The sequence below is a fragment of the Enterobacter sp. MG-EB028 genome, from assembly GCF_056673305.1.
The window spans coordinates 2,511,226-2,533,871 of sequence record NZ_CP195079.1 but is presented as its reverse complement, the minus strand read 5'-3'; the positions used below and the strand labels follow the sequence as shown (position 1 = coordinate 2,533,871).

Here is a 22,646-nt window from a genome sequence, read left to right as displayed (position 1 = left end):
CTGCGGGAGCGTTTTTGCAGGCCCGGTAAGGCGGCTTATGTGTCCTGCGCGGCGGCAAGCACGCTGTGCAGCAGCACGTTTGCCCCTTTCTCTGCCCACTCCGGCAGGATCTTCTCGGCTTCGTTGTGGCTGATACCCTTCACGCAGGGAATGAAGATAATGCTGGCAGGCGCGACTTTGCTGACGTAGCAGGCGTCGTGTCCCGCGCCAGAGACCATGGATTTCGACGAATAGCCTAGTTCCGCTACTGCTTTCTCCGTGCGGGCCAGGCATACGGCATCAAACGCAATCGGCGCGTAGTCAAAAATCCGTTCCACATCAGCCGTTACGCCCCGCGCGCTCAGGCTTTGCGCCGCCAGATGCAGCGCTGTCTCCATCGCTTCCAGCGCCTCCCGGGCAGGATGTCTGAACTCCACGCTGCACACCACGCGAGACGGCACCACGTTGCGCGAGTTTGGCGTAACCTGCGCCATACCGATCGTCGCGCGTCCGTCCGGTGCATGCCGATAGCCAATCTCTTCCACCTTCAGCGCCAGATCGGCAAATGCGGTTAACGCATCGCGGCGGCTGTGCATCGGCGTGGTGCCTGCATGGGCGGCGAATCCATCCAGCGTGAGGGTAAACCAGCGCTGGCCCATAGCCGCACGGACTAACCCGATATCGACGGCTTCATCTTCCAGGATCGGGCCCTGTTCGATGTGCAGTTCGTAGCAGGCGTGAACCGGAAACGCGCGGGCAGGGGCTTCCCCCCGGTAGCAGATGTTATCCAGCGCTTCCCCCACGGTGATGCCTTCGTTATCCGCGCGGGAATGCGCGTACGCTTCGCTAAACTGTCCCGCCCAGACCCCTGAAGCGAGCATGGCCGGTGCAAAGCGCGCGCCTTCTTCGTTAGTCCAGTTCACCAGCACAACGTCACGTTCAGTCTCAACGTGATAATCGTTAAGGGTTCGCAGCAGCTCCAGCCCGGCCAGCACGCCGTACACCCCGTCGTAGTTACCGCCCAGCGGCTGGGTATCCACATGTGAACCTGTCATGACCGGAGCAAGCTGCGGGTTTTTCCCGGCGCGGCGGATAAACATAGTGCCCATGCTGTCGATGTCGCAGGTGAAACCCGCGTCCAGCGCCCAGTCGCGCAGCAGGTTACGCGCAATGCGATCTTCCTCGCTCAGTGCCAGACGGGTCACGCCACCGGCGGGCGTGCCTCCGATCTGCGCCATCATCTCAAGGGTTGACCACAGCCGTTCGGCGTTAACGCGGATCATGTCTTGTCCTTACTGCTGCGGTAGCGGAAATCACAGCACGAACCGCCCTGCATGATGGTGGTCGTGCGGGTCAGCTTTACGTCAGGCGCATAGCCAACGATGAATTTTTCATCGCGCGCGCAGGAGAGCAGATGACCAATCTCGCCCAGCCCCATTTCGTGATACATCTCCGCGTAGCGGCAGCGGGTCACGTTGTAGTTGTACTGCTGGTCGTCGGCGTCGATCACCTTCACGTCAAGCGCGTTATCTTTTTCCCACAGATACTGCAGAGCGATGAAACTCTTGACGTCCGCGCCGTTGGGTTCTTTGCTGGCAAACGCTTTGCCTGCGTCAATCGCGGCCTGCTCGATAGCCTCGCCAATGACCGCCTGTGCGCGAGCTTTTCCTATCTCGCGCACCAGGATTTCATAAATTGGCTTAATAATTTCTGCTTCAATTTTGCGGCGGGCGAGAATGCCCAGCTCGTTATTATCACTCATCACATTGCCCTCACTGCGTTACTTCGCTTTTGCGCCACCCAGCACGGTCTGCGGCTGCCATTTGCCATCGACAACTTTGTAAACGGTGAAAGACGGCGATTTCAGGTTACCTTCTTTATCAAACGCGATCTGTCCGGTGACGCCGGCGTAGCTGATGGCGCGCAGGGCGGGCAGATAGTCGGACGGCTCAACGGAGTCTGCTTTTTCCATCGCCGCAACCAGCACGCGGGTAGCGTCATAGGCGAACGGGGCGTGCAGTTCGATATGGGTGTGGTAGCGTGACTGGTACGCCTGTTCGAACGCTTTACCGCCCGGCATCTGGTCTACCGGCAGACCCGGCTCCAGCGCGACCACGCCTTCGCCTTCTTTCTGCGCCAGCTGCAGGAACGTCTGGCTGACAAATCCGCCTGCGCCCATCAGGGTGGCGTTCATGCCCAGCTGTTTGATACGACGCGCCAGCGGTGCGGCCTGGCTGTCGACGCCGCCGAAGAAGATCAGATCGGCGTTTTTACTCCGGATAGCGGTCAGCACGGCGCTGAAGTCCACCGTTTTGTCATCCACATACTGACGATCGACAACCTTCACGCCCTGCGCTTCAAGCGATTTAATAAACTGGTCCGCCAGACCCTGACCAAAGGCGGTACGGTCGTCGATCACCGCAATGCGTTTGGCTTTCAGCGCGTTGACCGCGTACTGGCCGGCGAGCTGGCCGCCGTCATCGTCGTGGCCCATCACGCGGAAGCTGGTGTCAAAACCCTGTTTGGTATAGGCATGGCCGGTTGCGACCGGTGCCACCTGGGCGATGCCCGCATCGTGGTAAATGCGGGCCGCAGGAATGCTGGTGCCGGTGTTCCAGTGGCCGACCACACCTGCCACGCCGCTGTCGACAAGGCGCTGCGCGACGGCTACGGCAGTGCGCGGGTCTGACTGATCGTCTTCGGACTGCAGTTTGAAGGTTACCGCTTTGCCGCCGATGGTCGGGTGCTGCTTGTTGATGTCATCGATAGCCAGCTGCGCGCCGTTTTCCAGATCTTTACCGATACGGGCAGACGGGCCGGTGAGCGGGCCTGCCAGACCGATAACTACGGTTTCCCCTTCGGCGGCCCAGGCACCGGTAGAGGCAAAACTACCGAGCAGAATAGCGGCGCTGAGCGCACTGATTTTTACTGTTTTCATTGTATTTCCCTGATGTTGGCTGGTGTTGTTAAACAGGCATTTCGCCCAAATAAATCTGTGCAATCTGGTCGTCATTGAGCAGCGCTTTCGATTCGCCATGATGAACAATGCTGCCGCTGTCCATGACCCACGCGCTGTCGGTGACTTCCAGCGCGAGACGGGCGTTTTGTTCGATGAGAAGCAGGGCAACGCCGCGCTCGCGCAGGTCGGCGATGACGGAAAAAATGTTTTCTACCATCTTCGGCGCAAGGCCCATCGAGGGTTCGTCGAGGATCAACAGCCGCGGGTGACTGAGCAGGGCACGGTTAAGGGCCAGCAGCTGTTGCTCACCGCCGGACAGCAGGCCGGCAAGCTGATGCTGGCGTTCGCCCAGACGCGGGAAGCGCCCGAAAATATCGTTCATCTCGCGCTTAACGGTGACAGTGTCACGCCTGAGCCAGGCGCCCATCTGCAGATTTTCCAGTACCGTCATGCGGGAGAAGATCCCGCGTCCCTCCGGGACCATGACCAGCCCGTCGCGGAGCAGGGCTTCGGGGCTGTGTTTACGTACCGCTTTACCGCTGAATTCAATGCTGCCGCTAAAGCTTTCCAGCCCGGTAACGGCGCGCACGGTGGAGCTTTTCCCCGCGCCGTTAGCGCCGATCAGCGTAGCCTGTTCGCCCTCGTGAAGGGTAAAGGAGACATCGCGTACGGCCTGAATGCCGCCGTAATGCACGTCCAGACGTTCTACCTTCAGTAATTCAGACATGGGGGTTGCCTCCAAGCCAGGCGGCGATCACCGCCGGGTCGCGACGCACGCTTTCCGGCGTGCCGGTGGCGAGCGTTTTGCCGTAATCGAGCACCGTCAGGCGGTCGCAGATGCCCATCACCAGCTTGACGTCATGCTCAATCATCAGCAGGGTTTTACCGTCATCCCGGATACGGGTAAGTAGTTCGCCAAGCGCCACTTTTTCCGCCGCGTTCATCCCGGCGGCGGGTTCGTCCAGCGCCAGCAGCAGCGGTTCCGTTGCCAGCGCGCGGGCAATTTCGAGACGGCGCTGGTGACCATAGGCCAGATCGCGGGCGCGGTAGTGGGCGAACTTCGCAATACCGGTGTACTCCAGCCAGTGCCAGGCCAGCTCCCGGGTCTGCCTCTCTTCCTCGCGTGCACGTCTGTGGCGGCTCAGCGCGGCCCACAGACCGTTACGGGTGCGCACGTGGCGGCCCACCATCACGTTTTCCAGCACCGACATGTCGTTAAAGAGGCGCACGTTCTGAAAGGTGCGCGCAATCCCGGCGGCGGTAACGTTCTCAATGTGCTTCGGGAAATAGGGCTTATCGGCAATAGAAAACTCACCGCTGTCCGCCGGATAAAGCCCGGTGATCAGGTTAAAGCAGGTGGTTTTTCCCGCCCCGTTAGGGCCGATGAGTCCGTAGATCTCACCCTTATTTACGCAGAGCGAAACGTCGTCCACGGCGGTAAGGCCGCCGAAGCGTTTTGACATATTACGCACGGTTAACAGACTCATGTATTCACCTCTTTGTGGCGTACCGGCCAGATCCCAGAGGGGCGCACCAGCATGACCAGTACCAGCGCCAGGCCGTAGAAAAGCTGACGCAACACTTCCGGGTCAATCAGTACCGTGCCGAACAGCGCCTGCTGTATCGGGGCTGCCTGGCTGCGCAGCAGTTCCGGCAGGGCGGTAAGCAGTACCGCGCCGAGGATCACGCCGGGAATGTGCCCCATACCGCCCAGCACCACCATCGCCAGCACGGCAATGGATTCCTGTAAAGTGAAGGATTCCGGGGAGACAAAGCCCTGAAACGCGCCGAACAGGGCGCCCGCCACGCCACCAAAAGAGGCGCCCATCGCAAAGGCCAGCAGCTTGTAGTTACGCACGTTGATGCCCATCGCGCGGGCCACATCCTCGTCTTCACGGATGGCGTGCCAGGCACGACCAATACGGGAATGCTGCAGGCGCAGGCAGACAACAATAATCGCCACAATGACCAGCATCAGCAGGTAGTACCACAGCCACAGGGCAGGCACTTTAACGCCGAACCAGTGATAGACGCCGCTGAACTTCAGGCCGAACAGATTCAGCGTATCTACCCCAGTGATGCCCTTTGCACCATTGGTGATGTTCACCGGACGGTCGAGGTTACGCATCAGGATGCGGATAATTTCCCCAAATCCGAGGGTCACTATCGCCAGGTAGTCGCCACGCAGCTTCAGCGTGGGAGCACCCAGTAAAATGCCGCAGACTGCGGCAACAAGCGCAGCCAGCGGAATAATCAGCAGATATGATGTGTGCAGCCCGTCCGGGAACCAGACGCCGAGGAGAGGAAATACCTCCAGCAAATGTGGCGAGGCCATTAGCGCAGCGAGGTAAGCCCCGACCGCGTAAAAGGCGATAAACCCCATATCCAGCAGGCCGGTATAGCCCACCACAATATTGAGCCCCAGCGCCAGCATGATGTAGAGCAGGGCGAAGTCGATAACGCGCACCCAGTAGTTGCCGCCCAGCTGCGTGGCTACCATGGGGGCAACCAGCAGCGCAAGGCAGAACAGGCTCATGCCTGACCAGAATTTGCGCGTTGTTGCCGGGGTCTGGAGTTGAAGTGTTGTCATGGTATTCCTTACGCTCTGTGCGCCACGCGCTCGCCCAGCAGGCCAGCCGGACGGAAGACCAGCACCAGGATCAGCACCATAAAGGCAAAGACGTCCTGATAGTTGCTGCCAAATACGCCATCGGTTAGTTCACCAAGGTAACCTGCGCCCAGCGCTTCGATAATGCCGAGCAGGATGCCGCCAACCATTGCGCCACGAATGTTGCCAATGCCCCCCAGTACGGCGGCGGTAAAGGCTTTAATCCCGGGCAAAAAGCCCATTGAGAAGCTGGCGTTGCCGTAGTTGCTCGCCATCATCACGCCTGCCAGCGCGGCAAATACGCCACCAATGGCAAACGTCAGGGTAATAATGGCGTTTGGGTTAACCCCCATCAGCATTGCCACGCGTGGGTTTTCCGCAACGGCGCGCATGCCGCGCCCCAGGCGGGTGTATTCCACCAGCAGCCACAGCCCAGTCATTACCGCCAGCGCCAGGACAACGGTGACGATACCGGTGACGGTGATGATGGCGGGAGGATGCGCTTCGCTGCCGGATGTGACGGCGATAGGGTCCATCGGCAGGATCTGCGGGAACATCAGCGGGTTGCGCGTCCAGATAATCATCGCCAGGGTTTGCAGCAGGACGGAGACGCCGATACCCGAGATCAGCGGCGCCAGGCGCGGGGCGTTGCGCAGCCGGCGGTAGGCAAAGCGCTCAACGGCCATGGCCAGCAGGGCGCAGACGGCCATCGCAATCACAAGGGCAACACCAAGCTGCAACAGCAGCGGCATGTGCGGAAAGGTGGCGTTCAGGGCGTTAATGGCGGAAAGCGTGGTGAGCGCCCCGACCATCAGAATATCGCCGTGAGCGAAGTTAATAATGCGCAAGATGCCATACACCATGGTATAGCCCAGCGCGATCAGCGCGTAAATGCTTCCCAGCATCACGCCGTTGATCAGTTGTTGTATGAGTGTATCCAACGTTTGTACCCGCAAAGAGCTTCTTCTGCGGCTACCATCCGATAAATGAATTAAATTGTAAAATACACATATATTATTTCTTATGATAAACCGATATTGCTTTATCTTGATGATTTATATAAAGATAGTGTAAGCCTGTTTTTGGCGGATAAGCCTAAAGAAATCAATATATGAATAAAACAGAACAATTAGCGGATGCGTCTGCTTATGCAGACAGTCGCCTGGCAAACGATCCACCGCTTCGGGCCGTACGTGCCTTTGAGGCCATTGCCCGGCTGGGCAGCGTCACGCTGGCCGCGCAGGAACTTGAGATCTCACCGTCGGCTGTCAGCCATCAGCTCAAGGTGCTCGAAGGCTATCTGCAAATGCCACTGACGGAGCGTCAGGGGCGAAGGCTGGTGCTGAGCCAGCACGGACGTGAATACTACCGCTCGATCCGTGCGGCGTTTAACGTGCTGCGCCAGGCAACGGAACATCTGGCTGAGCAGGCGCAAACGCGTCAGGTCACCATCAGCCTGATCCCGCTCTTTGGCATGGGGTGGTTTATCCCGCGTCTGCCTGCTTTTATGCGCGCGAATCCGCAGACCGAGATCAACGTAGTGTATGCCAACCATCGTAACTATCTGAGCGATGCGTCGGATATGTCGATTCGTTTTGGTAACGGTCAGTGGGCGGGCTATCAAAGTGAAAAGCTAATTTCCGGACAGATGGTGCCGGTGTGCAGCCGCACGTTTTTGCGTATTCATGGCCATATCGACACGCCTGAGCAGCTGCTGCAAATGCCGCTGCTGCATGATGAAGAGCGCACCACGTGGGCGCAGTGGTTTCTGTTGCAGGGGGTAAAACGTCCTCTCCGGCGCAGCGGCCCTCTGTTTGAAGACGGGCTGTTGACGCTGGCAGGTGTGCAGGCCGGGCTGGGCTGCGCGTTAATGCGCGAGCCGCTGATCGCACCTTACCTGGAGAGCGGTGAGCTGGTGAAGATATTTGACCTACCCATCGATGACGGGCGCGACTATCACCTCTGCGTACGTACAGATTCAGAGATGACCGAGGACGGTAAGCTGCTGCAAAACTGGCTTCGCAGGGCTGCGGGCGGGGAGTCGTCTGCGGGGTAAAGAGAAGAAAAAAGCCAGCTTATTCAGCTGGCTTTTGTACAAACAAGGTTTAGAACTGGTAGGTCAGACCCAGCGCAACGATGTTGTCGGTACCGATACCTGCCTGGCGAGTGAACTGGTTATCGTCCAGCAGGTTGATTTTGTAATCCACGTAGGTGGACATGTTTTTGTTAAAATAGTAGGTCGTGCCAACATCGATGTATTTAACCAGATCCTGGTCGCCGAAGTTCTCGATGTCTTTACCTTTAGACTGCAGGTAAGCAATGGATGGACGCAGGCCAAAGTCGAACTGGTACTGAGCCACAACTTCGAAGTTTTGCGCCTTGTTTGCGAAACCGTAAATGTCGCTGCGGTTGCCGTTAGAGGTACCGAAGCGGGTCGCGTTGTAGGTCTGAGAGTACTGCGCGGCAAGGTAGATATTGTTCGCGTCGTACTTCACGCCGCCGCTGTACACTTCAGCGCGGTCGCCTTCACCGTATACGCCAGCCGCATTCTGGTCAGCGGTACGTTTGGAGGAGGACATTGCCCCCCCAACGCTGAAGCCTTCACCCAGATCGTAAGTCAGGGATGCGCCGTAGCCGTCGCCGTTCTGGTTCAGCAGGCTGCGGCCGTTGGTGTTTTCACCGCTTACGCTGCCGTTTTTACCCTGGTACTGCAGGGCAAAGTTCAGGCCGTCAACCAGACCGAAGAAGTCCTGGTTACGGTAAGTTGCTACGCCGTTTGCACGAGACTGCAGGAAGTTGTCTGCGCCGTAGGTGTCTCCGCCGAATTCTGGCAGAACGTCGGTCCAGGAGGTCACGTCGTAAATCACGCCGTAGTTACGACCGTAATCGAATGAACCGGCTTCAGCGAACTTCAGACCTGCGAAGGCCACACGGGTCCAGGACTGGTTGTCGCCTTCGTCTTTGTTACCCTGAATCTGGTATTCCCACTGGCCGTAACCGGACAGCTGGTCGTTAACCTGGGTTTCACCCTTGAAGCCGATACGCATGTAGGTTTTATCACCGTCTGCGCCAGCGTCATCAGAGAAATAGTGCAGACCTGTCACTTTACCGTACAGATCCAGCTTGTTACCGTCTTTGTTATAAATTTCAGCTGCGTTTACAACGCCTGCTGCCAACATGGAAGTGACTGCCACTGCAACTAATTTAAGTTTCATCTTAAATATTCCTTATAATTTTTTTTCAGTATTTCCTGAACCATTGCGAGCAATTTCTATACGAGGCTGTTCGACAACGGCGTGCTATTTTTAAAAATCTTGTCGCTGCCTTTCAATAATAAGTTTCAAAATATGAGTAATAATTTCATTTAGTGTGATCGAGATCGGGTTAATGACGCCATGATAATTTGAGGTGGCGAATATTTAATCGGCGTGGATTTATTTTTAAACGGTTCCGGAGGCGTGGACCATTGCATTTCTTACTATTAAGGACGGTAATATTCGCAGGGAAGTAGTTACGCGCAGGTGTCAGGTTATGTCAATTTAAGGTGTGTGGCATTTACGAAAGGATGATAATATAAACAGAACCTAAACGATCTCACTAATGTTCAGATTAATATTTTCTGGTGCGATCACATATTAAATTTATGTTAATTTTCTGCCGGGTTTAATCACACCCGGCAGAAATCCGGACGCTATTTCCGTGTGGCGTACCAGCAGAGCAATGACCCGGCGCAGACCATCAGCGCACCCTGCCAGAACGAGAAAGAGAGGGGAGAACTCAGCAGCACGGCAGCAAGCGCGGCAGAGAGAACGGGAGTAAAATAGGACACGGCAGCCAGCACCGTAACGTTACCGTGCAGAATGCCAATATTCCATGCGGCATAGCCAAACCCAAGCGCGATACCGCACATAACGAGCTTCACGATAACCGGAAAACTGAACACCATTTCCGGCTGATCGTTCAGAGAATATTTCACCCAAAGGCTGAGCGCAGTTAACAAAACAAAGAGGGTAATACCGTTTTGGCCTCTGGCAAATTTAGCGGTTACCGTGCAGTAAGCGGCCCAGATAAATGCCCCCGCAAAGGCCAGCGCATAGCTGAGCGGGTTCGAGACGATATTGCGGGTTATTTCATCAATATGTAGCCCTTGCTCACCGCCTAATACCCAACACACGCCGAGCAGCGCGATAGCTAACCCGGGAATGACCCACAGCGTTGATTTCTGTCCGTTGAATAAAATAGCAAAGACGATCGTCAGGCTCGGCCAGAGATAATTTACCATACCGACTTCAATGGCCTGCGCTCGCGTGGCGGCATAGCCTAACGACAGCGCCAGGCAAATTTCGTAACTGACAAACAGTACGCTGCCTGCAATAAGATACCCGGGAGAAAAACGTTTAATATCAGGAAATCCTACCGTCACCAGGCAAAGCAATCCGCTGAGGGTATATATCATCGCCGCGCCGCCGACCGGCCCAAGCCCTTCACTCACGCTGCGAATCAGGCCCACCATGGTGCTCCACAACAGTATTGCCGCCAGTCCTGTGAGCGTTGCTCTCTTTCTGTCCATTACGTCTTCATCGCTAAAAAAACAAAGGAAAAATGTATCGCATTAATCCTGACCCTGTCGCGAATTATTCTCTCAGGCGTTTAACCCTAAAGGATTATTCAAACGCGGCAGCGGTGACTATTAAGGGGGCGAAGTCAGGCGACCTTGATTTGACGCAAAAAAAACAGGGACTTTGCTGTTAGTTTGCGGCGCGAAGTCTTATCAGATAACGAGGACAACAATGGACGTCAGCCGCAGACAATTTTTCAAAATCTGCGCGGGCGGTATGGCCGGAACCACAGCCGCAATGCTGGGATTTGCTCCCAAAATGGCGCTGGCTCAGGCACGCAACTATAAGCTGCTGCGTGCGAAAGAGATCCGTAACACCTGCACATACTGCTCCGTGGGTTGTGGGCTATTGATGTATAGCCTGGGCGATGGCGCGAAGAACGCCAGAGAAGCGATTTACCATATTGAAGGGGATCCGGATCATCCGGTGAGCCGCGGGGCACTCTGCCCGAAAGGGGCGGGCCTGCTGGACTATGTCCACAGCGAAAACCGCCTGCGCTACCCGGAATACCGCGCGCCGGGCTCCGACAAATGGCAGCGTATCTCCTGGGATGAGGCTTTCTCCCGTATTGCAAAACTGATGAAAGCCGACCGTGACGCCAACTTTATTGAAAAGAACGAGCAGGGCGTAACGGTCAACCGCTGGCTCTCTACCGGGATGCTGTGCGCATCTGCGGCAAGCAATGAAACCGGCATGCTGACACAAAAATTTGTGCGCTCTCTCGGCATGCTGGCGGTAGACAACCAGGCGCGCGTCTGACACGGACCAACGGTAGCAAGTCTTGCTCCAACATTTGGTCGCGGTGCGATGACCAACCACTGGGTTGATATCAAAAACGCTAACGTCGTGGTGGTGATGGGCGGTAACGCCGCTGAAGCCCATCCGGTGGGGTTCCGCTGGGCGATGGAAGCGAAAAACAACAACGATGCGACGCTTATCGTCGTCGATCCGCGCTTTACGCGTACAGCATCGGTGGCCGATATCTATGCGCCGATTCGCTCCGGTACGGACATTACGTTCCTGTCCGGGGTCCTGCTGTACCTGATCGAAAACAACAAAATCAACGCGGAATACGTTAAGCACTACACCAACGCGAACCTGCTGGTGCGGGATGATTTTGCCTTCGATGACGGGCTGTTCAGCGGCTATGACGCTGAAAAACGCCAGTACGACAAGTCCTCGTGGAACTATCAGTTCGACGAAAACGGCTATGCGATGCGGGATGAAACCCTGACGCATCCGCGCTGCGTGTGGAACCTGCTGAAGCAGCACGTCTCCCGCTATACGCCGGACGTCGTGGAGAACATCTGCGGCACACCGAAAGCGGACTTCCTGAAGGTGTGTGAAGTGCTGGCCTCCACCAGCGCCGCCGACAGAACCACCACGTTCCTGTATGCGCTGGGCTGGACACAGCACACCGTGGGCGCGCAGAACATCCGCACCATGGCGATGATCCAACTGCTGCTCGGCAACATGGGGATGGCAGGCGGCGGCGTGAACGCGCTGCGCGGCCACTCTAACATTCAGGGCTTAACCGATCTCGGTCTGCTCTCCACCAGCCTGCCGGGCTACCTGACGCTGCCGTCTGAAAAGCAGGCCGATCTGCAAGCGTATCTTGAGGCCAATACGCCAAAAGCGACGCTGCCGGATCAGGTGAACTACTGGAGCAACTATCCGAAGTTCTACGTCAGCCTGATGAAATCCTTCTACGGCGACGCAGCGCAGAAGGAGAACGACTGGGGCTTTGAGTGGTTGCCGAAGTGGGACCAGGCTTACGACGTCATCAAGTATTTCAACATGATGGATAAGGGCAACGTCACGGGCTATATCTGCCAGGGCTTCAACCCGGTGGCCTCCTTCCCGGACAAGAACAAAGTCGTTCGCAGCCTGAGCAAGCTGAAGTACATGGTGGTTATCGATCCGCTGGTGACCGAGACCTCCACCTTCTGGCAGAACCACGGGGAGTCAAACGATGTCGATCCGGCGTCGATTCAGACCGAAGTGTTCCGCCTGCCATCTACCTGCTTTGCGGAAGAAGATGGCTCTATTGCCAACTCCGGCCGCTGGCTGCAGTGGCACTGGAAAGGGCAGGACGCGCCGGGCGAAGCACGTAACGACGGCGAAATCCTGGCCGGCATTTACCATCGCCTGCGCGAAATGTACCGCACTGAAGGCGGCAAAGGCGCTGAGCCGCTGCTGAAGATGAGCTGGCACTACAAGCAGCCGGATCGTCCTGAGTCTGAGGAAGTCGCGAAAGAGAACAACGGCGTGGCGCTGGCAGATCTCTACGACGCCAACGGCAACCTGGTGGCGAAGAAAGGCCAGTTGCTGAACAGCTTCGCGCTGCTGCGTGACGACGGTACCACGGCATCATCCTGCTGGATCTACACCGGCAGCTGGACGGAGCAGGGTAACCAGATGGCGAACCGCGACAACGCTGACCCGTCAGGCCTGGGCAACACGCTGGGCTGGGCTTGGGCATGGCCGCTGAACCGTCGCGTGCTGTACAACCGTGCGTCCGCCGACGTGAACGGCAAGCCGTGGGATCCGAAACGGATGCTGATCCAGTGGAACGGGACGAAGTGGACGGGGAACGACATCCCGGACTACAACACCGCCGCGCCGGGCAGCAACACCGGGCCGTTTATCATGCAGCCGGAAGGGCTGGGACGCCTGTTCGCCCTCAACAAGCTGGCGGAAGGGCCGTTCCCGGAACACTACGAGCCGATGGAAACGCCGCTCGGCACTAACCCGCTGCACCCGAACGTGGTCTCCAGCCCGGTGGTGCGGATCTACGAAGAGGACGTGCTGCGCTTAGGTAAAAAGGACAAATTCCCGTATGTCGGAACGACCTATCGCCTGACCGAGCATTTCCATACCTGGACCAAGCATGCGCGGCTTAACGCCATCGCGCAGCCGGAACAGTTTGTGGAGATAAGCGAAACGCTGGCGAAAGCGAAAGGCATTGCCAACGGCGACCGCGTGAAGGTGAGCAGCAAGCGCGGCTTTATTCGCGCGGTGGCGGTGGTCACCCGTCGTTTGCAAAGTCTGAACGTGCACGGCCAGCAGGTAGAAACTGTCGGTATCCCGCTGCACTGGGGCTTTGAGGGCGTTGCGCAAAAAGGCTACATCGCCAACACCCTGACGCCAAACGTCGGCGATTCCAACTCGCAAACGCCGGAGTACAAAGCGTTTCTGGTCAACATCGAGAAAGCGTAAGGAGCGATTAAATGGCGATGGAAACACAAGACATTATTAAACGCTCCGCGACCAACCCGATCACCCCCGCGCCCCGCGCGCGGGACTATAAGGCAGAGGTCGCCAAGCTTATCGATGTCTCCTCCTGCGTGGGCTGTAAAGCCTGCCAGGTGGCCTGTTCGGAGTGGAACGATATCCGCGACGAGGTGGGGCACTGCGTCGGGGTCTACGATAATCCGGCGGATCTGAGCGCCAAATCCTGGACGGTGATGCGCTTTAGCGAAACCGACCAGAACGGCAGGCTGGAGTGGCTCATCCGCAAAGACGGCTGCATGCACTGTGAAGATCCGGGCTGCCTGAAGGCGTGCCCGTCTGCCGGCGCGATTATTCAGTACGCCAACGGGATCGTCGACTTCCAGCAGGACAACTGCATCGGCTGCGGGTACTGCATCGCGGGCTGTCCGTTTAATGTCCCGCGCCTCAATAAAGAGGATAACCGGGTATATAAATGCACCCTGTGCGTGGACCGCGTCAGCGTCGGGCAGGAGCCTGCCTGCGTCAAGACTTGTCCCACTGGTGCTATCCACTTCGGCACCAAAAAAGAGATGCTGGACGTGGCGCAAGAGCGGGTGGACAAGCTGAAAGCGCGCGGCTACGACAAGGCGGGCATTTACAACCCGCAGGGCGTGGGCGGCACGCACGTAATGTACGTGCTCCACCATAACGATCAGCCGGAACTGTATCATAATCTGCCGAAAGATCCGGCGATCGATACCTCCATCAACCTGTGGAAAGGGGCGCTTAAACCGCTCTCCGCGGCGGGCTTTATCGCCACCTTTGCGGGGCTGATTTATCACTACATCGGTATCGGGCCAAACAAAGAGATGGATGACGACGAGGAGGAGCATCATGAGTAAGTCGAAAATGATTGTGCGCACGAAGTTTGTCGATCGCGCCTGTCACTGGACGGTAGTGATCTGCTTCTTCCTGGTGGCGGTCTCCGGAATTTCGTTCTTCTTCCCAACGCTACAGTGGCTGACCGAAACCTTCGGTACGCCGCAGATGGGGCGCATTCTGCACCCGTTCTTCGGCGTGCTGATTTTTGTGGTGCTGATGTTTATGTTCGTGCGTTTTGTCCACCATAACATCCCGGACAAGCAGGATATCCCGTGGGTGAAAGGGATCGTCGAAGTCCTGAAGGGCAACGAGCATAAAGTCGCGAAGGTGGGCAAATATAACGCCGGGCAGAAGATGATGTTCTGGACCATCATGAGCATGATTTTTGTGCTGCTGGTGACCGGGGTGATTATCTGGCGTCCGTATTTTGCGCACTATTTCCCGATCCAGGTGATTCGCTACGCGCTGCTTATCCACGCGACGTCGGCCATTATTCTGATCCACGCTATCCTGATCCATATGTATATGGCGTTCTGGGTAAAAGGGTCGATTAAAGGCATGATTGAAGGGAAGGTGAGCCGCCGCTGGGCGCAGAAACACCATCCGCGCTGGTATCGTGATGTGGAACGTCTGGAAGCGAAACAGGAAAGTACGGAAGGGATCAAGTAAGACCTGCGCCGTCGGCTTTGCCCGGCGGCGCTGCGCTTGCACGGGCCTACCCCTGCTATATCAGAACCGCTCTTCCACATACCGGAACGGATATTTTGTGGGTTTAACTTTACCAATTTTACGTTTCGGTAAATCCACCTTGTCTACGTGTATTTCTTTATAGGGGATTTGCGTCAGCAGGTGCGAAATAATATTCAGGCGCACGCGTTTTTTATCTTCTGAACGGGCCACAAACCACGGCGCCCAGGCTGTATCGGTGGCTTCAAACATGGCGTCGCGGGCGAGGGTATACTCGTCCCACAGGTTAAAAGATTTAATGTCCATGGGGGACAGCTTCCAGATTTTGCGCCCATCGTTGATGCGGTCGCGCAGGCGGCGCTCCTGCTCTTTTGGCGTCACCTCCAGCCAGTATTTCAGCAGGATAATGCCGGCATCGACCATCGCTTTTTCCATGACCGGCGTGCCGTCCAGAAATTTCTCCACCTGTTCTTCGGTACAGAATCCCATCACGCGCTCGACGCCCGCGCGGTTATACCAGCTGCGGTCGAAGATGACGATTTCGCCCGCTGAGGGCAGATGCGGCACGTAACGCTGGAAGTAGAGCTGGCTTTTTTCTTTATCGGTAGGCGCGGGAAGCGCGACGACGCGAAAGACGCGCGGGCTGACGCGCTCGGTAATCGCTTTGATGGTGCCGCCTTTACCGGCGCCGTCGCGCCCCTCAAAAACGATACACACCTTCAGTCCTTTGGCGACAACCCACTGCTGGAGCTTGACCAGTTCAACGTGCAGGCGGCGCAGCTCTTTTTCATATTCTTTAGTCTTTAGCGGAGCACTCTTTACGACTTCAACAGCGACAGGGGCTTTCTTTTTACTTCCCATAATTGTCATCCTCTGGTTGTCCGGCACGGGAAAAACGAGGCCGCACTACAAAGTGTAATCCACCTGAATTAATGGATTAATGTGTCAGCCAGCTGATTTGAACTGGCTCACCATACAAGATTGTTCAATAATGCCCGTCGCGAGTTTTTAACCTGTGGTTGCGGTATGAAAAAGACAATTTTTTCGCTGGCGCTTGGCACGTTTGGCCTGGGAATGGCTGAATTTGGCATTATGGGCGTGCTAACCGAGCTGGCGCATGACACCGGCATTTCGATTCCCTCCGCCGGGAATATGATCTCGTTTTATGCTTTCGGTGTGGTGGTTGGCGCCCCGATTGTGGCGCTGTTTTCAGGCAAGTTCTCCTTAAAAACCACGCTGCTGTTTCTGGTGGCGATGTGCGCTGTTGGCAATGCCCTGTTTACGTTTTCTACGTCGTATTTCTGGCTGGCGCTGGGGCGGCTGATTTCCGGTTTTCCGCATGGGGCCATTTTTGGCGTCGGGGCGATAATCCTCTCCAAAATTGCACCACCGGGTAAGGTGACGGTCGCGGTGGCCGGGATGATCGCCGGTATGACCGTAGCCAACCTGGTGGGCGTGCCGCTGGGGACCTGGCTGGGGCACGCCTTTAACTGGCGCTATACCTTTTTCCTGATTGCGGTGTTCGACGCGCTGGTGATCCTCTCAGTTCTGCTCTGGGTGCCGGACATCCGCGACACGTCAGAAATCAAATTGACCGAGCAGTTCAAATTTCTGAGGAAACCTGAACCCTGGCTGATTTTTGCCGCCACGATGTTTGGTAATGCCGGGGTGTTCGCGTGGTTTAGCTTCGTTAAGCCCTTTATGGTCAATGTTTCCGGTTTTTCGGAAGGGCTGATGACGGTCATCATGATGCTGATGGGGCTTGGCATGGTGTTAGGTAATCTGCTGAGCGGTAAGCTCTCTGGCCGGTTTAGCCCGCTGCGCATTGCGGCGGCTACCGACATGGTGATTGTCGCCTCACTGCTGCTGCTTTTTGCCTTTGGCGAACTGCAAGCGGCCTCGCTGGTCATGGGCTTTATCTGCTGTGCCGGGCTGTTTGCACTCTCCGCGCCGCTGCAGATCCTGCTGCTGCAAAATGCGAAGGGCGGTGAGATGCTGGGGGCGGCAGGAGGGCAGATGGCGTTTAATCTCGGCAGTGCGATCGGTGCGTACTTCGGCGGGATGATGATTACCCTCGGCTTTAGCTGGCGTTACGTCACGCTGCCAGCGGCAATACTCTCTTTCTCGGCCATGAGCGCGCTGCTGATTTACGGTTACCTGCGGGCGAGACGGGCTCAGGCTAACGCTCGCGCGCTAGCCTGATGGGGTTCACGCAAGCCAGGGTTCACCCAGGGTCAGCATCAGGCGGTTGGCCCAGGCGAAGAACGCGGCAGACTGCACCAGGTCAAGCTGCGCCAGGGTATCCAGCCCCTCTTTTTCCAGCGCGGCGAGGTGTAGCGGCGTGGCGGCAGGCGGCGTGACAGACAGCGCCCCCGCAAAGTTAATTTCCGCCTGCCAGCGTGCAGACTGCCCCTCGCTGAGGGACTGCCCCGGCCGCACGGCCAGCAGGGCCTCTACCGCAGCGTCATCCTTTGACAGCTGGCTGGCTTTACGCGCATGGACAGATGCGCAGTAGATGCAGCCGTTAATTTTACTGGCGACCGTTGCGGCCAGCTCGCGCTCGGCGCGCGGCAATCCCCCCGGCGTATAAAAAATTCCTTTATCCGTTAGCGTGCGCTGTTCAAGTACCGGCAGGTTGCGCCCCAGCAGGCGGAAGTAGTCGGAATCGGTATGGCCAAATTTCGCCAGGATGGCAACCTCATCGTCACGGAAGTCCGCCAGCGGTTTGGCCGCTATCCACGGTTCCCATCCCAGCTCCTGCTGGGTGAACGCGACGGGTGCCGCCTTCCCGGTGACCGTGGTTGCGGTCGTGTGCCAGACGCCTGCCGCCACCGGCGTTTCGCTTGCCGCGACGGGCCTGTCGTTCAGCAGACGCAGCCCGGCGACGAGTCGGCTCTGGAAGCTCACAAACGCGACGAGCTGCGCCAGGGTAACGATGCCTTCCTTGCTCCACCCGGCCTGGGTCAGCGCCGTTAACGCGGCCGGCGTGGCTTCGACGGGTGAAAACGTCAGCAGGCGCGCGAAGTTCAGCGCCGGGGTCAGGCGTTCCGAGGTGGGGTCGGCCAGGCCAAACCCCGCATAGTGCGCGGCCAGCGCCTCCGCGCTGTGCCACCTGGCGACTTTGGCCGCCACGGCGAAGCGCTCGTCGAGTGCAAAATCATTATCCTGCTGGCTAAACAGAATTTCGTAGCTGCCCTGGGCGTGGCGTGTGGCGGCATCTCGCGTAGCGCGCGCCTCTGCCAGAGGGGAACCGGGTTTAATTTCCGCCAGCTCGGCGAGAATGTCCTGACTTAATGACATAGGTGTCTCCTCAAAGGATGTGGGGGGCAATCTTTTCTGCGAGCAGCTCAACGGAGCGCAGCGTGTCGCGGTGCGTGGGTTCGACCGAATGGACCTGGAATGAAATATCCGTGGCGCGCCTGAGAACGGAGTCAGCATTCAGCGAATGCAGGACCGTATCGGGGGAACCGATATGCGCGTCAAACTGGCGGATATAATCGGTGACGGCGTCACCTTTAACTGCGTACCCGGCAGCGCGATGCTGCCGGGCCTGTTTCGTGAGGCCCGGCGTTGCGACCCTGAGTGCATAGTCATCGCTGTCGGCGACGAACGCCGTACGGGAGGCCAGAATACGCGGCGCGATGCCCGCAGGCAGCGCATCGAGGTAGGCATCCACAATCGGGTTCTGGATCGCGTCGAGCGTTAAATCCGGGCGGTCTGCCGGGCGAGGCTGCGTGCGGGAGAGCATTAAACCGTGTCCAGCCCGGGCGGCGCGAACGGCACCGTCAACGGAGAAGGTGGCAATCCAGATACGGTCGGCAAGCTGTGGCGCCGGCGGATAAAGGTGGTTATCCGGATGGGTCAGTGAATCCCCGCGCCAGGCGCTTTGAATCACATGCAAATGGTCCGCAAAGGCCGCGCTGCGCTCCTCAAACGTCAGGCCGAACGGCAGAAAGGAGGTCGGTGTGCCGCCCGATCCAAAACCGACTTCAAGACGGCCATCGGCGAGTAAATCGAGCACGGCGGCATCTTCCGCCACGCGCAGCGCGTTTTCCATCGGCAGGGTAATGATGGCCGTGCCCAGCCGGATGGTTTCGGTATGGGCGGCCACGTGCGCCAGAAACAGCAGCGGCGACGGCAGGCCGCCTTCACTTTCGTGGAAGTGGTGCTGCGCGATCCAGGCGCTGTCAAAGCCGTGGCGTTCGGCGTGGCGGATCTGTTCGGTTGCTAGACAATAGCGCTCCTTCGGCGTGGCGTCGTCAAGCAGGCGGGTGAAAAATCCCAGGCGTTTTCGCGTCATGCGAGCTCCTCCGTAGCGGGTGAAAAATGGGGAATGGCGTCAATCAGCTCCCGGGTATAGTCGTTCTGCGGTGACGCGAATAAGGTTCCGACATCGCCCTGTTCGACAACCTGACCGCTGCGCAGCACCGTGACGCTATGGGCGATCCGGCGGACGGTGGACAAATCATGCGTGATGAAGAGGTAGGTCAGTCCCAGCTGCTGCTGCAACTGCTGAAGCAGAGCCAGAATCTGCGCCTGCACGGTGACGTCCAGCGCGGAGGTGGCTTCGTCCAGCACCAGAATGGTCGGCTCCAGGATCAGTGCCCGGGCGATGGCAACGCGCTGACGCTGTCCGCCTGAAAGCTCCCGGGCGGTGCGGCTCAATATATCGACCGGCAGGGCAACCCGCTGTGCCACGGTCTCGACCCGGACTTTGCGCTCCGCCTTACCGAGGCGAAAAAAGTTCTTCAGGGGCTCTTCGATGATGTCAAACAGCGTCTGACGCGGGTCGAGAGAGGCAAACGGGTTCTGGTAAACAAACTGGATCTTCTGGCGCAGCTGGCGGCGGGCCTCGCGGCTGAGCGCGGTGGCATCAATATCGTCAATGATGACCTGCCCGCTGTCGGCCTGTTCAAAACCCAGCAAAATACGGGCGAGGGTGGTTTTCCCGGAGCCGGATTCCCCGACCAGCGCGTGCGTGCTACCGCGCCTGACGTCAAACGTCACCCGATCCAGCGCCTGAAGCTGATGACCTTTGCCCAGGGAGAATTGTTTGCTGATGGCGCGGGCGCGAATGGCCGGAGACGCGAGCGGGCGGCCGGCCACCGGGGCGATGGTCAGGCGCTGGCCCTGGAGATCGCTCAGCAGCTGGCGGGTGTAGGCGTGCTGAGGCGTGCGTACGATATCGGCGGTGTTGCCTTGCTCCTGAACCTCGCCATCGCGAAAAACCAGCAGCCTGTCCGCGCGCTGCGCGGCCAGCGCAAGATCGTGGGTGACAAACAGAACGGCGGTACCCGATTCCCGGCGCAGGATATCCAGCAGATCGAGAATACGCTTTTGCACCGTCACATCCAGCGCGCTGGTGGACTCATCGGCAATGATGACGTCCGGGCGCAGGGCAATGGCGATGGCAATCAGCACGCGCTGTTTCATCCCGCCGGAGAGCTGATGGGGATACTGCGTCATGCGCTGCTCGGGGTGGCTCAGGCCGACCTTTGTCAGCAGGTCGAGCACCTGTTCGTCGCGCCGGGCGCGGGTCACTTTCTGGTGTAGCTGAATGATTTCTCCGACCTGCGCGCCGATGGTTTTCACCGGGTTGAGCGAATTACCCGGATCCTGCGGAACCAGGCTAATTCGCGCCCCGCGAAGAGTATCGAGACGCCTGGCGGACCATAGGCTAATCTCCTCGCCGTTGAGCGATATTTTTCCCGCATCGCGCCGGGCGTTGTCGGCCAGCAGACCAATGATCGCCTGTGCCGTGGTCGTTTTGCCGGATCCGGATTCACCGACAAACGCCAGCATTTCCCCTCGCCCGAGCGTGAAGCTGACGTTATGCACCACCTCTCGCCACTGACGCGCGGTACGGTAGCTGATCGTCAAATTTTCCACTGAGAGAACGGTCATTAGCGACCTCCGCTGAACTGTTGGCTGATACGGTTGGTGGCCAGCACCACGGCGATGACGACGACGCCGGGGAAGGTGGTTAACCACCAGGCGGTAGAGAGATAGTTACGGCCTTCGGCGATCAATAAGCCCCATTCCGGCACGGGGGGCGGGGTGCCGTAGCCGAGAAAGCTCAGCGTGGAGAGCGCCAGGATGGCCTGACCAAACTGCAGTGTGGCAAAGGCGAGGACGGCGGTTAACGCGTTGGGCAGGATGTGTCGCCACAGCACGGCGAAAAACGTCCCGCCGCTGCCAAACGCCGCCTCGACGTAATCCGTGTGCCGGATGCGCACCACTTCACCGCGCGCGAGGCGGGCGAAGCTGGCAATGGAGGCAACGCCTACGGCAATCGCGGCGTTAACGGTGCCAAACCCGAGCAGAATAATGACCGTCAGTGAGAGCAGCAGAGACGGGATGGACAGCAGCACGTCGACAAAACGCATCAGGAAAGACTCGACGCGTCCGGCGAACGCCCCGGCAACCACCCCTAAGCCGGTACCCACCACCAGACCCATCGTCACGGCGGCCAGCGCTGCGCTCAGGGAGTGTGAGGCACCGTACACGATGCGCGTGTAAACATCGCGGCCAAGCTGATCGGTGCCGAGCCAGTGTCCCGCCTGCGGCGCCAGGCGTTGTGCCCCGGCGATGCCCTCAATCGGGCTGTAGTGGGTTAACAGGCCAGGCGCCACGGCGGCAAAAGCGGCGAGAATAATCACCCCCCATGCCAGCCACAGTCCCGGTTGCCATTCCACTTCCTGCCACGCTGGAACGCGCTTTCGCGCGGCGGCGGCGTAATCGACCAGGCTCATGAAGCACCTCCGGTAACGGTTTGCAGACGGGGATCCAGCAGCGGCATCAGCAGATCCACCAGCAGATTAATCAGGACAAAACCGAGGGCGGAAATCATCACTACCGCCTGAAGCACGGCGATATCCTGGTTATTCACCGCCTGCTGGGTCAGCTGGCCGAGCCCGCTGCGGCCAAAAACGGTTTCGGTGATCAGCGCCCCGGCAATCAGCTCGCCCAGCAGCAGCCCGGCAATGTTCAGGACCGGTAGCAGGGCGTTGCGGGTGACGTGACGCCACAGAACGGCGGTTTCACTCAGCCCTTTGGCCCGGGCAACGGCGACAAACGGCTGCGTTGCCACCTGGTCCAGGCTGCGCATCAGGATTTGCGCCAGCGGGGCGGAGATCGGGATCGCGACGGTAACGATTGGCAGGATCAACCCCTGCAGTGGCGTCGGGTTAATCACCGGGATCAGCCGCAGCTGAAATGAGAAGAGCTGGATGAGGGCAATCCCCAGCCAGAAAGTGGGTAAGGAGATAAACAGGACCGGCAGCGACTGGAGGGTATTGCTCAGCCAGCGCAGACCCGGCAGACGCGATGCAAAAGCCAGCGCAAACGCCAGCAGGACCGCGAGCACAAACGCGGGCAGGGCAAGACTCAGGGTATCCGGCAGATTGCTGGCAATCAGCTCGCTGACCGGCACCCCTGCCTGTAACGAATAGCCGAAATCCCCGCGCAGCATCGCCAGCAGCGTGTGGCCGTATTGCTGCCACAGCGGGCTGTCTGCGCCGTAGGCCACGCGCATCTCCTCGATTTGCGCCGGGCTTAGGCCCAGGTCCGGGTTCTGAAATTTAATCAGCACCGCGTCGCCCGGCAGCACCTGGAGCAACACGAACGAGAGGGTAAAGGCGGCCCACAGTACCAGCAGCCCGTGCCCAAAGCGTTGAAGAAGTGCGTGGCGCATCGTCAG

Annotated in this window: 20 protein-coding genes; 5 read left to right on the top strand and 15 right to left on the bottom strand. The window is 58.3% G+C overall.

The window, feature by feature from the left end; translation table 11 throughout:
- Positions 1-35: 35 nt before the first annotated feature.
- The 7 genes from ACR42C_RS12045 to ACR42C_RS12015 are packed head-to-tail and all read right to left on the bottom strand — an operon-like array spanning position 36 to position 6,487.
- On the bottom strand, positions 36-1,262 hold the full coding sequence (locus ACR42C_RS12045; protein WP_479984136.1) for a Zn-dependent hydrolase: 1,227 nt from the start codon (positions 1,260-1,262) through the stop codon (positions 36-38).
- Positions 1,259-1,741: an L-2-amino-thiazoline-4-carboxylic acid hydrolase gene (locus ACR42C_RS12040; protein ID WP_116339718.1), complete on the bottom strand. Its 483-nt coding sequence runs from the start codon at positions 1,739-1,741 to the stop codon at positions 1,259-1,261. Before ACR42C_RS12040 ends, ACR42C_RS12045 begins: the two co-directional genes overlap by 4 nt.
- An 18-nt stretch (positions 1,742-1,759) precedes the next feature.
- On the bottom strand, positions 1,760-2,917 hold the full coding sequence (locus tag ACR42C_RS12035; RefSeq protein WP_479984135.1) for a branched-chain amino acid ABC transporter substrate-binding protein: 1,158 nt from the start codon (positions 2,915-2,917) through the stop codon (positions 1,760-1,762).
- A 28-nt stretch (positions 2,918-2,945) separates the two neighbouring features.
- Entirely contained in the window at positions 2,946-3,665 is a 720-nt protein-coding gene (locus ACR42C_RS12030; protein WP_320720547.1) for an ABC transporter ATP-binding protein, read from the bottom strand.
- Complete coding sequence (locus ACR42C_RS12025; RefSeq protein WP_320720546.1) at positions 3,658-4,425, bottom strand: ABC transporter ATP-binding protein; 768 nt, start codon at positions 4,423-4,425, stop codon at positions 3,658-3,660. The genes ACR42C_RS12030 and ACR42C_RS12025 overlap by 8 nt, the downstream gene beginning before the upstream one ends.
- A complete protein-coding gene (locus ACR42C_RS12020; RefSeq protein WP_320720545.1) occupies positions 4,422-5,528 on the bottom strand; it encodes a branched-chain amino acid ABC transporter permease in 1,107 nt (368 codons plus the stop codon). Before ACR42C_RS12020 ends, ACR42C_RS12025 begins: the two co-directional genes overlap by 4 nt.
- Positions 5,529-5,536: 8 nt before the next feature.
- A complete protein-coding gene (locus tag ACR42C_RS12015; RefSeq protein WP_192982180.1) occupies positions 5,537-6,487 on the bottom strand; it encodes a branched-chain amino acid ABC transporter permease in 951 nt (316 codons plus the stop codon).
- Between the two features lie 170 nt (positions 6,488-6,657).
- On the opposite strand from ACR42C_RS12015, the gene ACR42C_RS12010 reads away from it, so the two are divergent.
- Entirely contained in the window at positions 6,658-7,602 is a 945-nt protein-coding gene (locus ACR42C_RS12010; RefSeq protein ID WP_116339731.1) for a LysR substrate-binding domain-containing protein, read from the top strand.
- A gap of 49 nt (positions 7,603-7,651) precedes the next feature.
- Here the strand turns inward: ACR42C_RS12010 and ACR42C_RS12005 are convergent, their stop codons facing one another.
- Together ACR42C_RS12005 and yddG are read right to left on the bottom strand one after the other, a co-directional pair.
- Positions 7,652-8,761, bottom strand: a complete 1,110-nt coding sequence (locus ACR42C_RS12005; protein ID WP_061098128.1) for a porin OmpC — start codon at positions 8,759-8,761, stop codon at positions 7,652-7,654.
- 476 nt (positions 8,762-9,237) lie between these two features.
- A complete protein-coding gene (gene yddG / locus ACR42C_RS12000; RefSeq protein WP_479984134.1) occupies positions 9,238-10,116 on the bottom strand; it encodes an aromatic amino acid DMT transporter YddG in 879 nt (292 codons plus the stop codon).
- Between the two features lie 220 nt (positions 10,117-10,336).
- Between yddG and fdnG the strand changes: the two genes are divergently transcribed.
- Genes fdnG through fdnI form a run of 3 tightly spaced genes read left to right on the top strand, consistent with a single transcriptional unit; the run spans position 10,337 to position 14,929 of the window.
- Positions 10,337-13,384, top strand: coding sequence for a formate dehydrogenase-N subunit alpha (gene fdnG, locus ACR42C_RS11995; RefSeq protein WP_166711267.1), 3,048 nt, complete (start codon positions 10,337-10,339; stop codon positions 13,382-13,384).
- Between the two features lie 11 nt (positions 13,385-13,395).
- The gene (fdxH, locus tag ACR42C_RS11990; protein WP_479984133.1) at positions 13,396-14,280 is read left to right on the top strand and encodes a formate dehydrogenase subunit beta; all 885 of its coding nucleotides are present in this window, start codon (positions 13,396-13,398) and stop codon (positions 14,278-14,280) included.
- A complete protein-coding gene (gene fdnI / locus ACR42C_RS11985) occupies positions 14,273-14,929 on the top strand; it encodes a formate dehydrogenase-N subunit gamma (protein WP_111963627.1) in 657 nt (218 codons plus the stop codon). Before fdxH ends, fdnI begins: the two co-directional genes overlap by 8 nt.
- A gap of 60 nt (positions 14,930-14,989) precedes the next feature.
- Here the strand turns inward: fdnI and ppk2 are convergent, their stop codons facing one another.
- On the bottom strand, positions 14,990-15,808 hold the full coding sequence (gene ppk2 / locus ACR42C_RS11980; protein ID WP_080329185.1) for a polyphosphate kinase 2: 819 nt from the start codon (positions 15,806-15,808) through the stop codon (positions 14,990-14,992).
- Positions 15,809-15,973: 165 nt separating this feature from the next.
- On the opposite strand from ppk2, the gene araJ reads away from it, so the two are divergent.
- Entirely contained in the window at positions 15,974-17,149 is a 1,176-nt protein-coding gene (gene araJ / locus ACR42C_RS11975) for an MFS transporter AraJ (protein ID WP_116339739.1), read from the top strand.
- A gap of 6 nt (positions 17,150-17,155) precedes the next feature.
- On the opposite strand, the gene ACR42C_RS11970 is transcribed toward araJ, so the two are convergent.
- From ACR42C_RS11970 to ACR42C_RS11950, 5 genes are read right to left on the bottom strand one after another with little or no spacing between them, the layout of a single operon-like run.
- Entirely contained in the window at positions 17,156-18,247 is a 1,092-nt protein-coding gene (locus ACR42C_RS11970; protein WP_320720541.1) for an alkylhydroperoxidase domain protein, read from the bottom strand.
- A gap of 10 nt (positions 18,248-18,257) precedes the next feature.
- Positions 18,258-19,247, bottom strand: a complete 990-nt coding sequence (locus tag ACR42C_RS11965) for a putative FMN-dependent luciferase-like monooxygenase (RefSeq protein WP_479984132.1) — start codon at positions 19,245-19,247, stop codon at positions 18,258-18,260.
- Positions 19,244-20,851, bottom strand: coding sequence for an ABC transporter ATP-binding protein (locus tag ACR42C_RS11960; protein ID WP_320720539.1), 1,608 nt, complete (start codon positions 20,849-20,851; stop codon positions 19,244-19,246). Before ACR42C_RS11960 ends, ACR42C_RS11965 begins: the two co-directional genes overlap by 4 nt.
- Entirely contained in the window at positions 20,851-21,699 is an 849-nt protein-coding gene (locus ACR42C_RS11955; protein ID WP_163329503.1) for an ABC transporter permease, read from the bottom strand. The genes ACR42C_RS11960 and ACR42C_RS11955 overlap by 1 nt, the downstream gene beginning before the upstream one ends.
- On the bottom strand, positions 21,696-22,640 hold the full coding sequence (locus ACR42C_RS11950; protein ID WP_116339748.1) for an ABC transporter permease: 945 nt from the start codon (positions 22,638-22,640) through the stop codon (positions 21,696-21,698). Before ACR42C_RS11950 ends, ACR42C_RS11955 begins: the two co-directional genes overlap by 4 nt.
- Positions 22,641-22,646: the final 6 nt, after the last annotated feature.

Excerpts from the sequence above, each read along its gene's own strand:
- ACR42C_RS11965 (WP_479984132.1), bottom strand. The coding sequence starts at position 19,247 with ATGACGCGAAAACGCCTGGGATTTTTCACCCGCCTGCTTGACGACGCC.
- ACR42C_RS12010 (WP_116339731.1), top strand. The coding sequence starts at position 6,658 with ATGAATAAAACAGAACAATTAGCGGATGCGTCTGCTTATGCAGACAGT.
- fdxH (WP_479984133.1), top strand. The coding sequence starts at position 13,396 with ATGGCGATGGAAACACAAGACATTATTAAACGCTCCGCGACCAACCCG.
- yddG (WP_479984134.1), bottom strand. The coding sequence starts at position 10,116 with ATGGACAGAAAGAGAGCAACGCTCACAGGACTGGCGGCAATACTGTTG.
- ppk2 (WP_080329185.1), bottom strand. The coding sequence starts at position 15,808 with ATGGGAAGTAAAAAGAAAGCCCCTGTCGCTGTTGAAGTCGTAAAGAGT.
- ACR42C_RS12040 (WP_116339718.1), bottom strand. The coding sequence starts at position 1,741 with ATGAGTGATAATAACGAGCTGGGCATTCTCGCCCGCCGCAAAATTGAA.
- araJ (WP_116339739.1), top strand. The coding sequence starts at position 15,974 with ATGAAAAAGACAATTTTTTCGCTGGCGCTTGGCACGTTTGGCCTGGGA.
- ACR42C_RS11950 (WP_116339748.1), bottom strand. The coding sequence starts at position 22,640 with ATGCGCCACGCACTTCTTCAACGCTTTGGGCACGGGCTGCTGGTACTG.
- fdnI (WP_111963627.1), top strand. The coding sequence starts at position 14,273 with ATGAGTAAGTCGAAAATGATTGTGCGCACGAAGTTTGTCGATCGCGCC.
- ACR42C_RS12030 (WP_320720547.1), bottom strand. The coding sequence starts at position 3,665 with ATGTCTGAATTACTGAAGGTAGAACGTCTGGACGTGCATTACGGCGGC.
- ACR42C_RS12035 (WP_479984135.1), bottom strand. The coding sequence starts at position 2,917 with ATGAAAACAGTAAAAATCAGTGCGCTCAGCGCCGCTATTCTGCTCGGT.
- ACR42C_RS11970 (WP_320720541.1), bottom strand. The coding sequence starts at position 18,247 with ATGTCATTAAGTCAGGACATTCTCGCCGAGCTGGCGGAAATTAAACCC.
- ACR42C_RS12020 (WP_320720545.1), bottom strand. The coding sequence starts at position 5,528 with ATGACAACACTTCAACTCCAGACCCCGGCAACAACGCGCAAATTCTGG.
- ACR42C_RS12005 (WP_061098128.1), bottom strand. The coding sequence starts at position 8,761 with ATGAAACTTAAATTAGTTGCAGTGGCAGTCACTTCCATGTTGGCAGCA.
- ACR42C_RS12025 (WP_320720546.1), bottom strand. The coding sequence starts at position 4,425 with ATGAGTCTGTTAACCGTGCGTAATATGTCAAAACGCTTCGGCGGCCTT.
- ACR42C_RS11960 (WP_320720539.1), bottom strand. The coding sequence starts at position 20,851 with ATGACCGTTCTCTCAGTGGAAAATTTGACGATCAGCTACCGTACCGCG.
- ACR42C_RS11955 (WP_163329503.1), bottom strand. The coding sequence starts at position 21,699 with ATGAGCCTGGTCGATTACGCCGCCGCCGCGCGAAAGCGCGTTCCAGCG.
- ACR42C_RS12045 (WP_479984136.1), bottom strand. The coding sequence starts at position 1,262 with ATGATCCGCGTTAACGCCGAACGGCTGTGGTCAACCCTTGAGATGATG.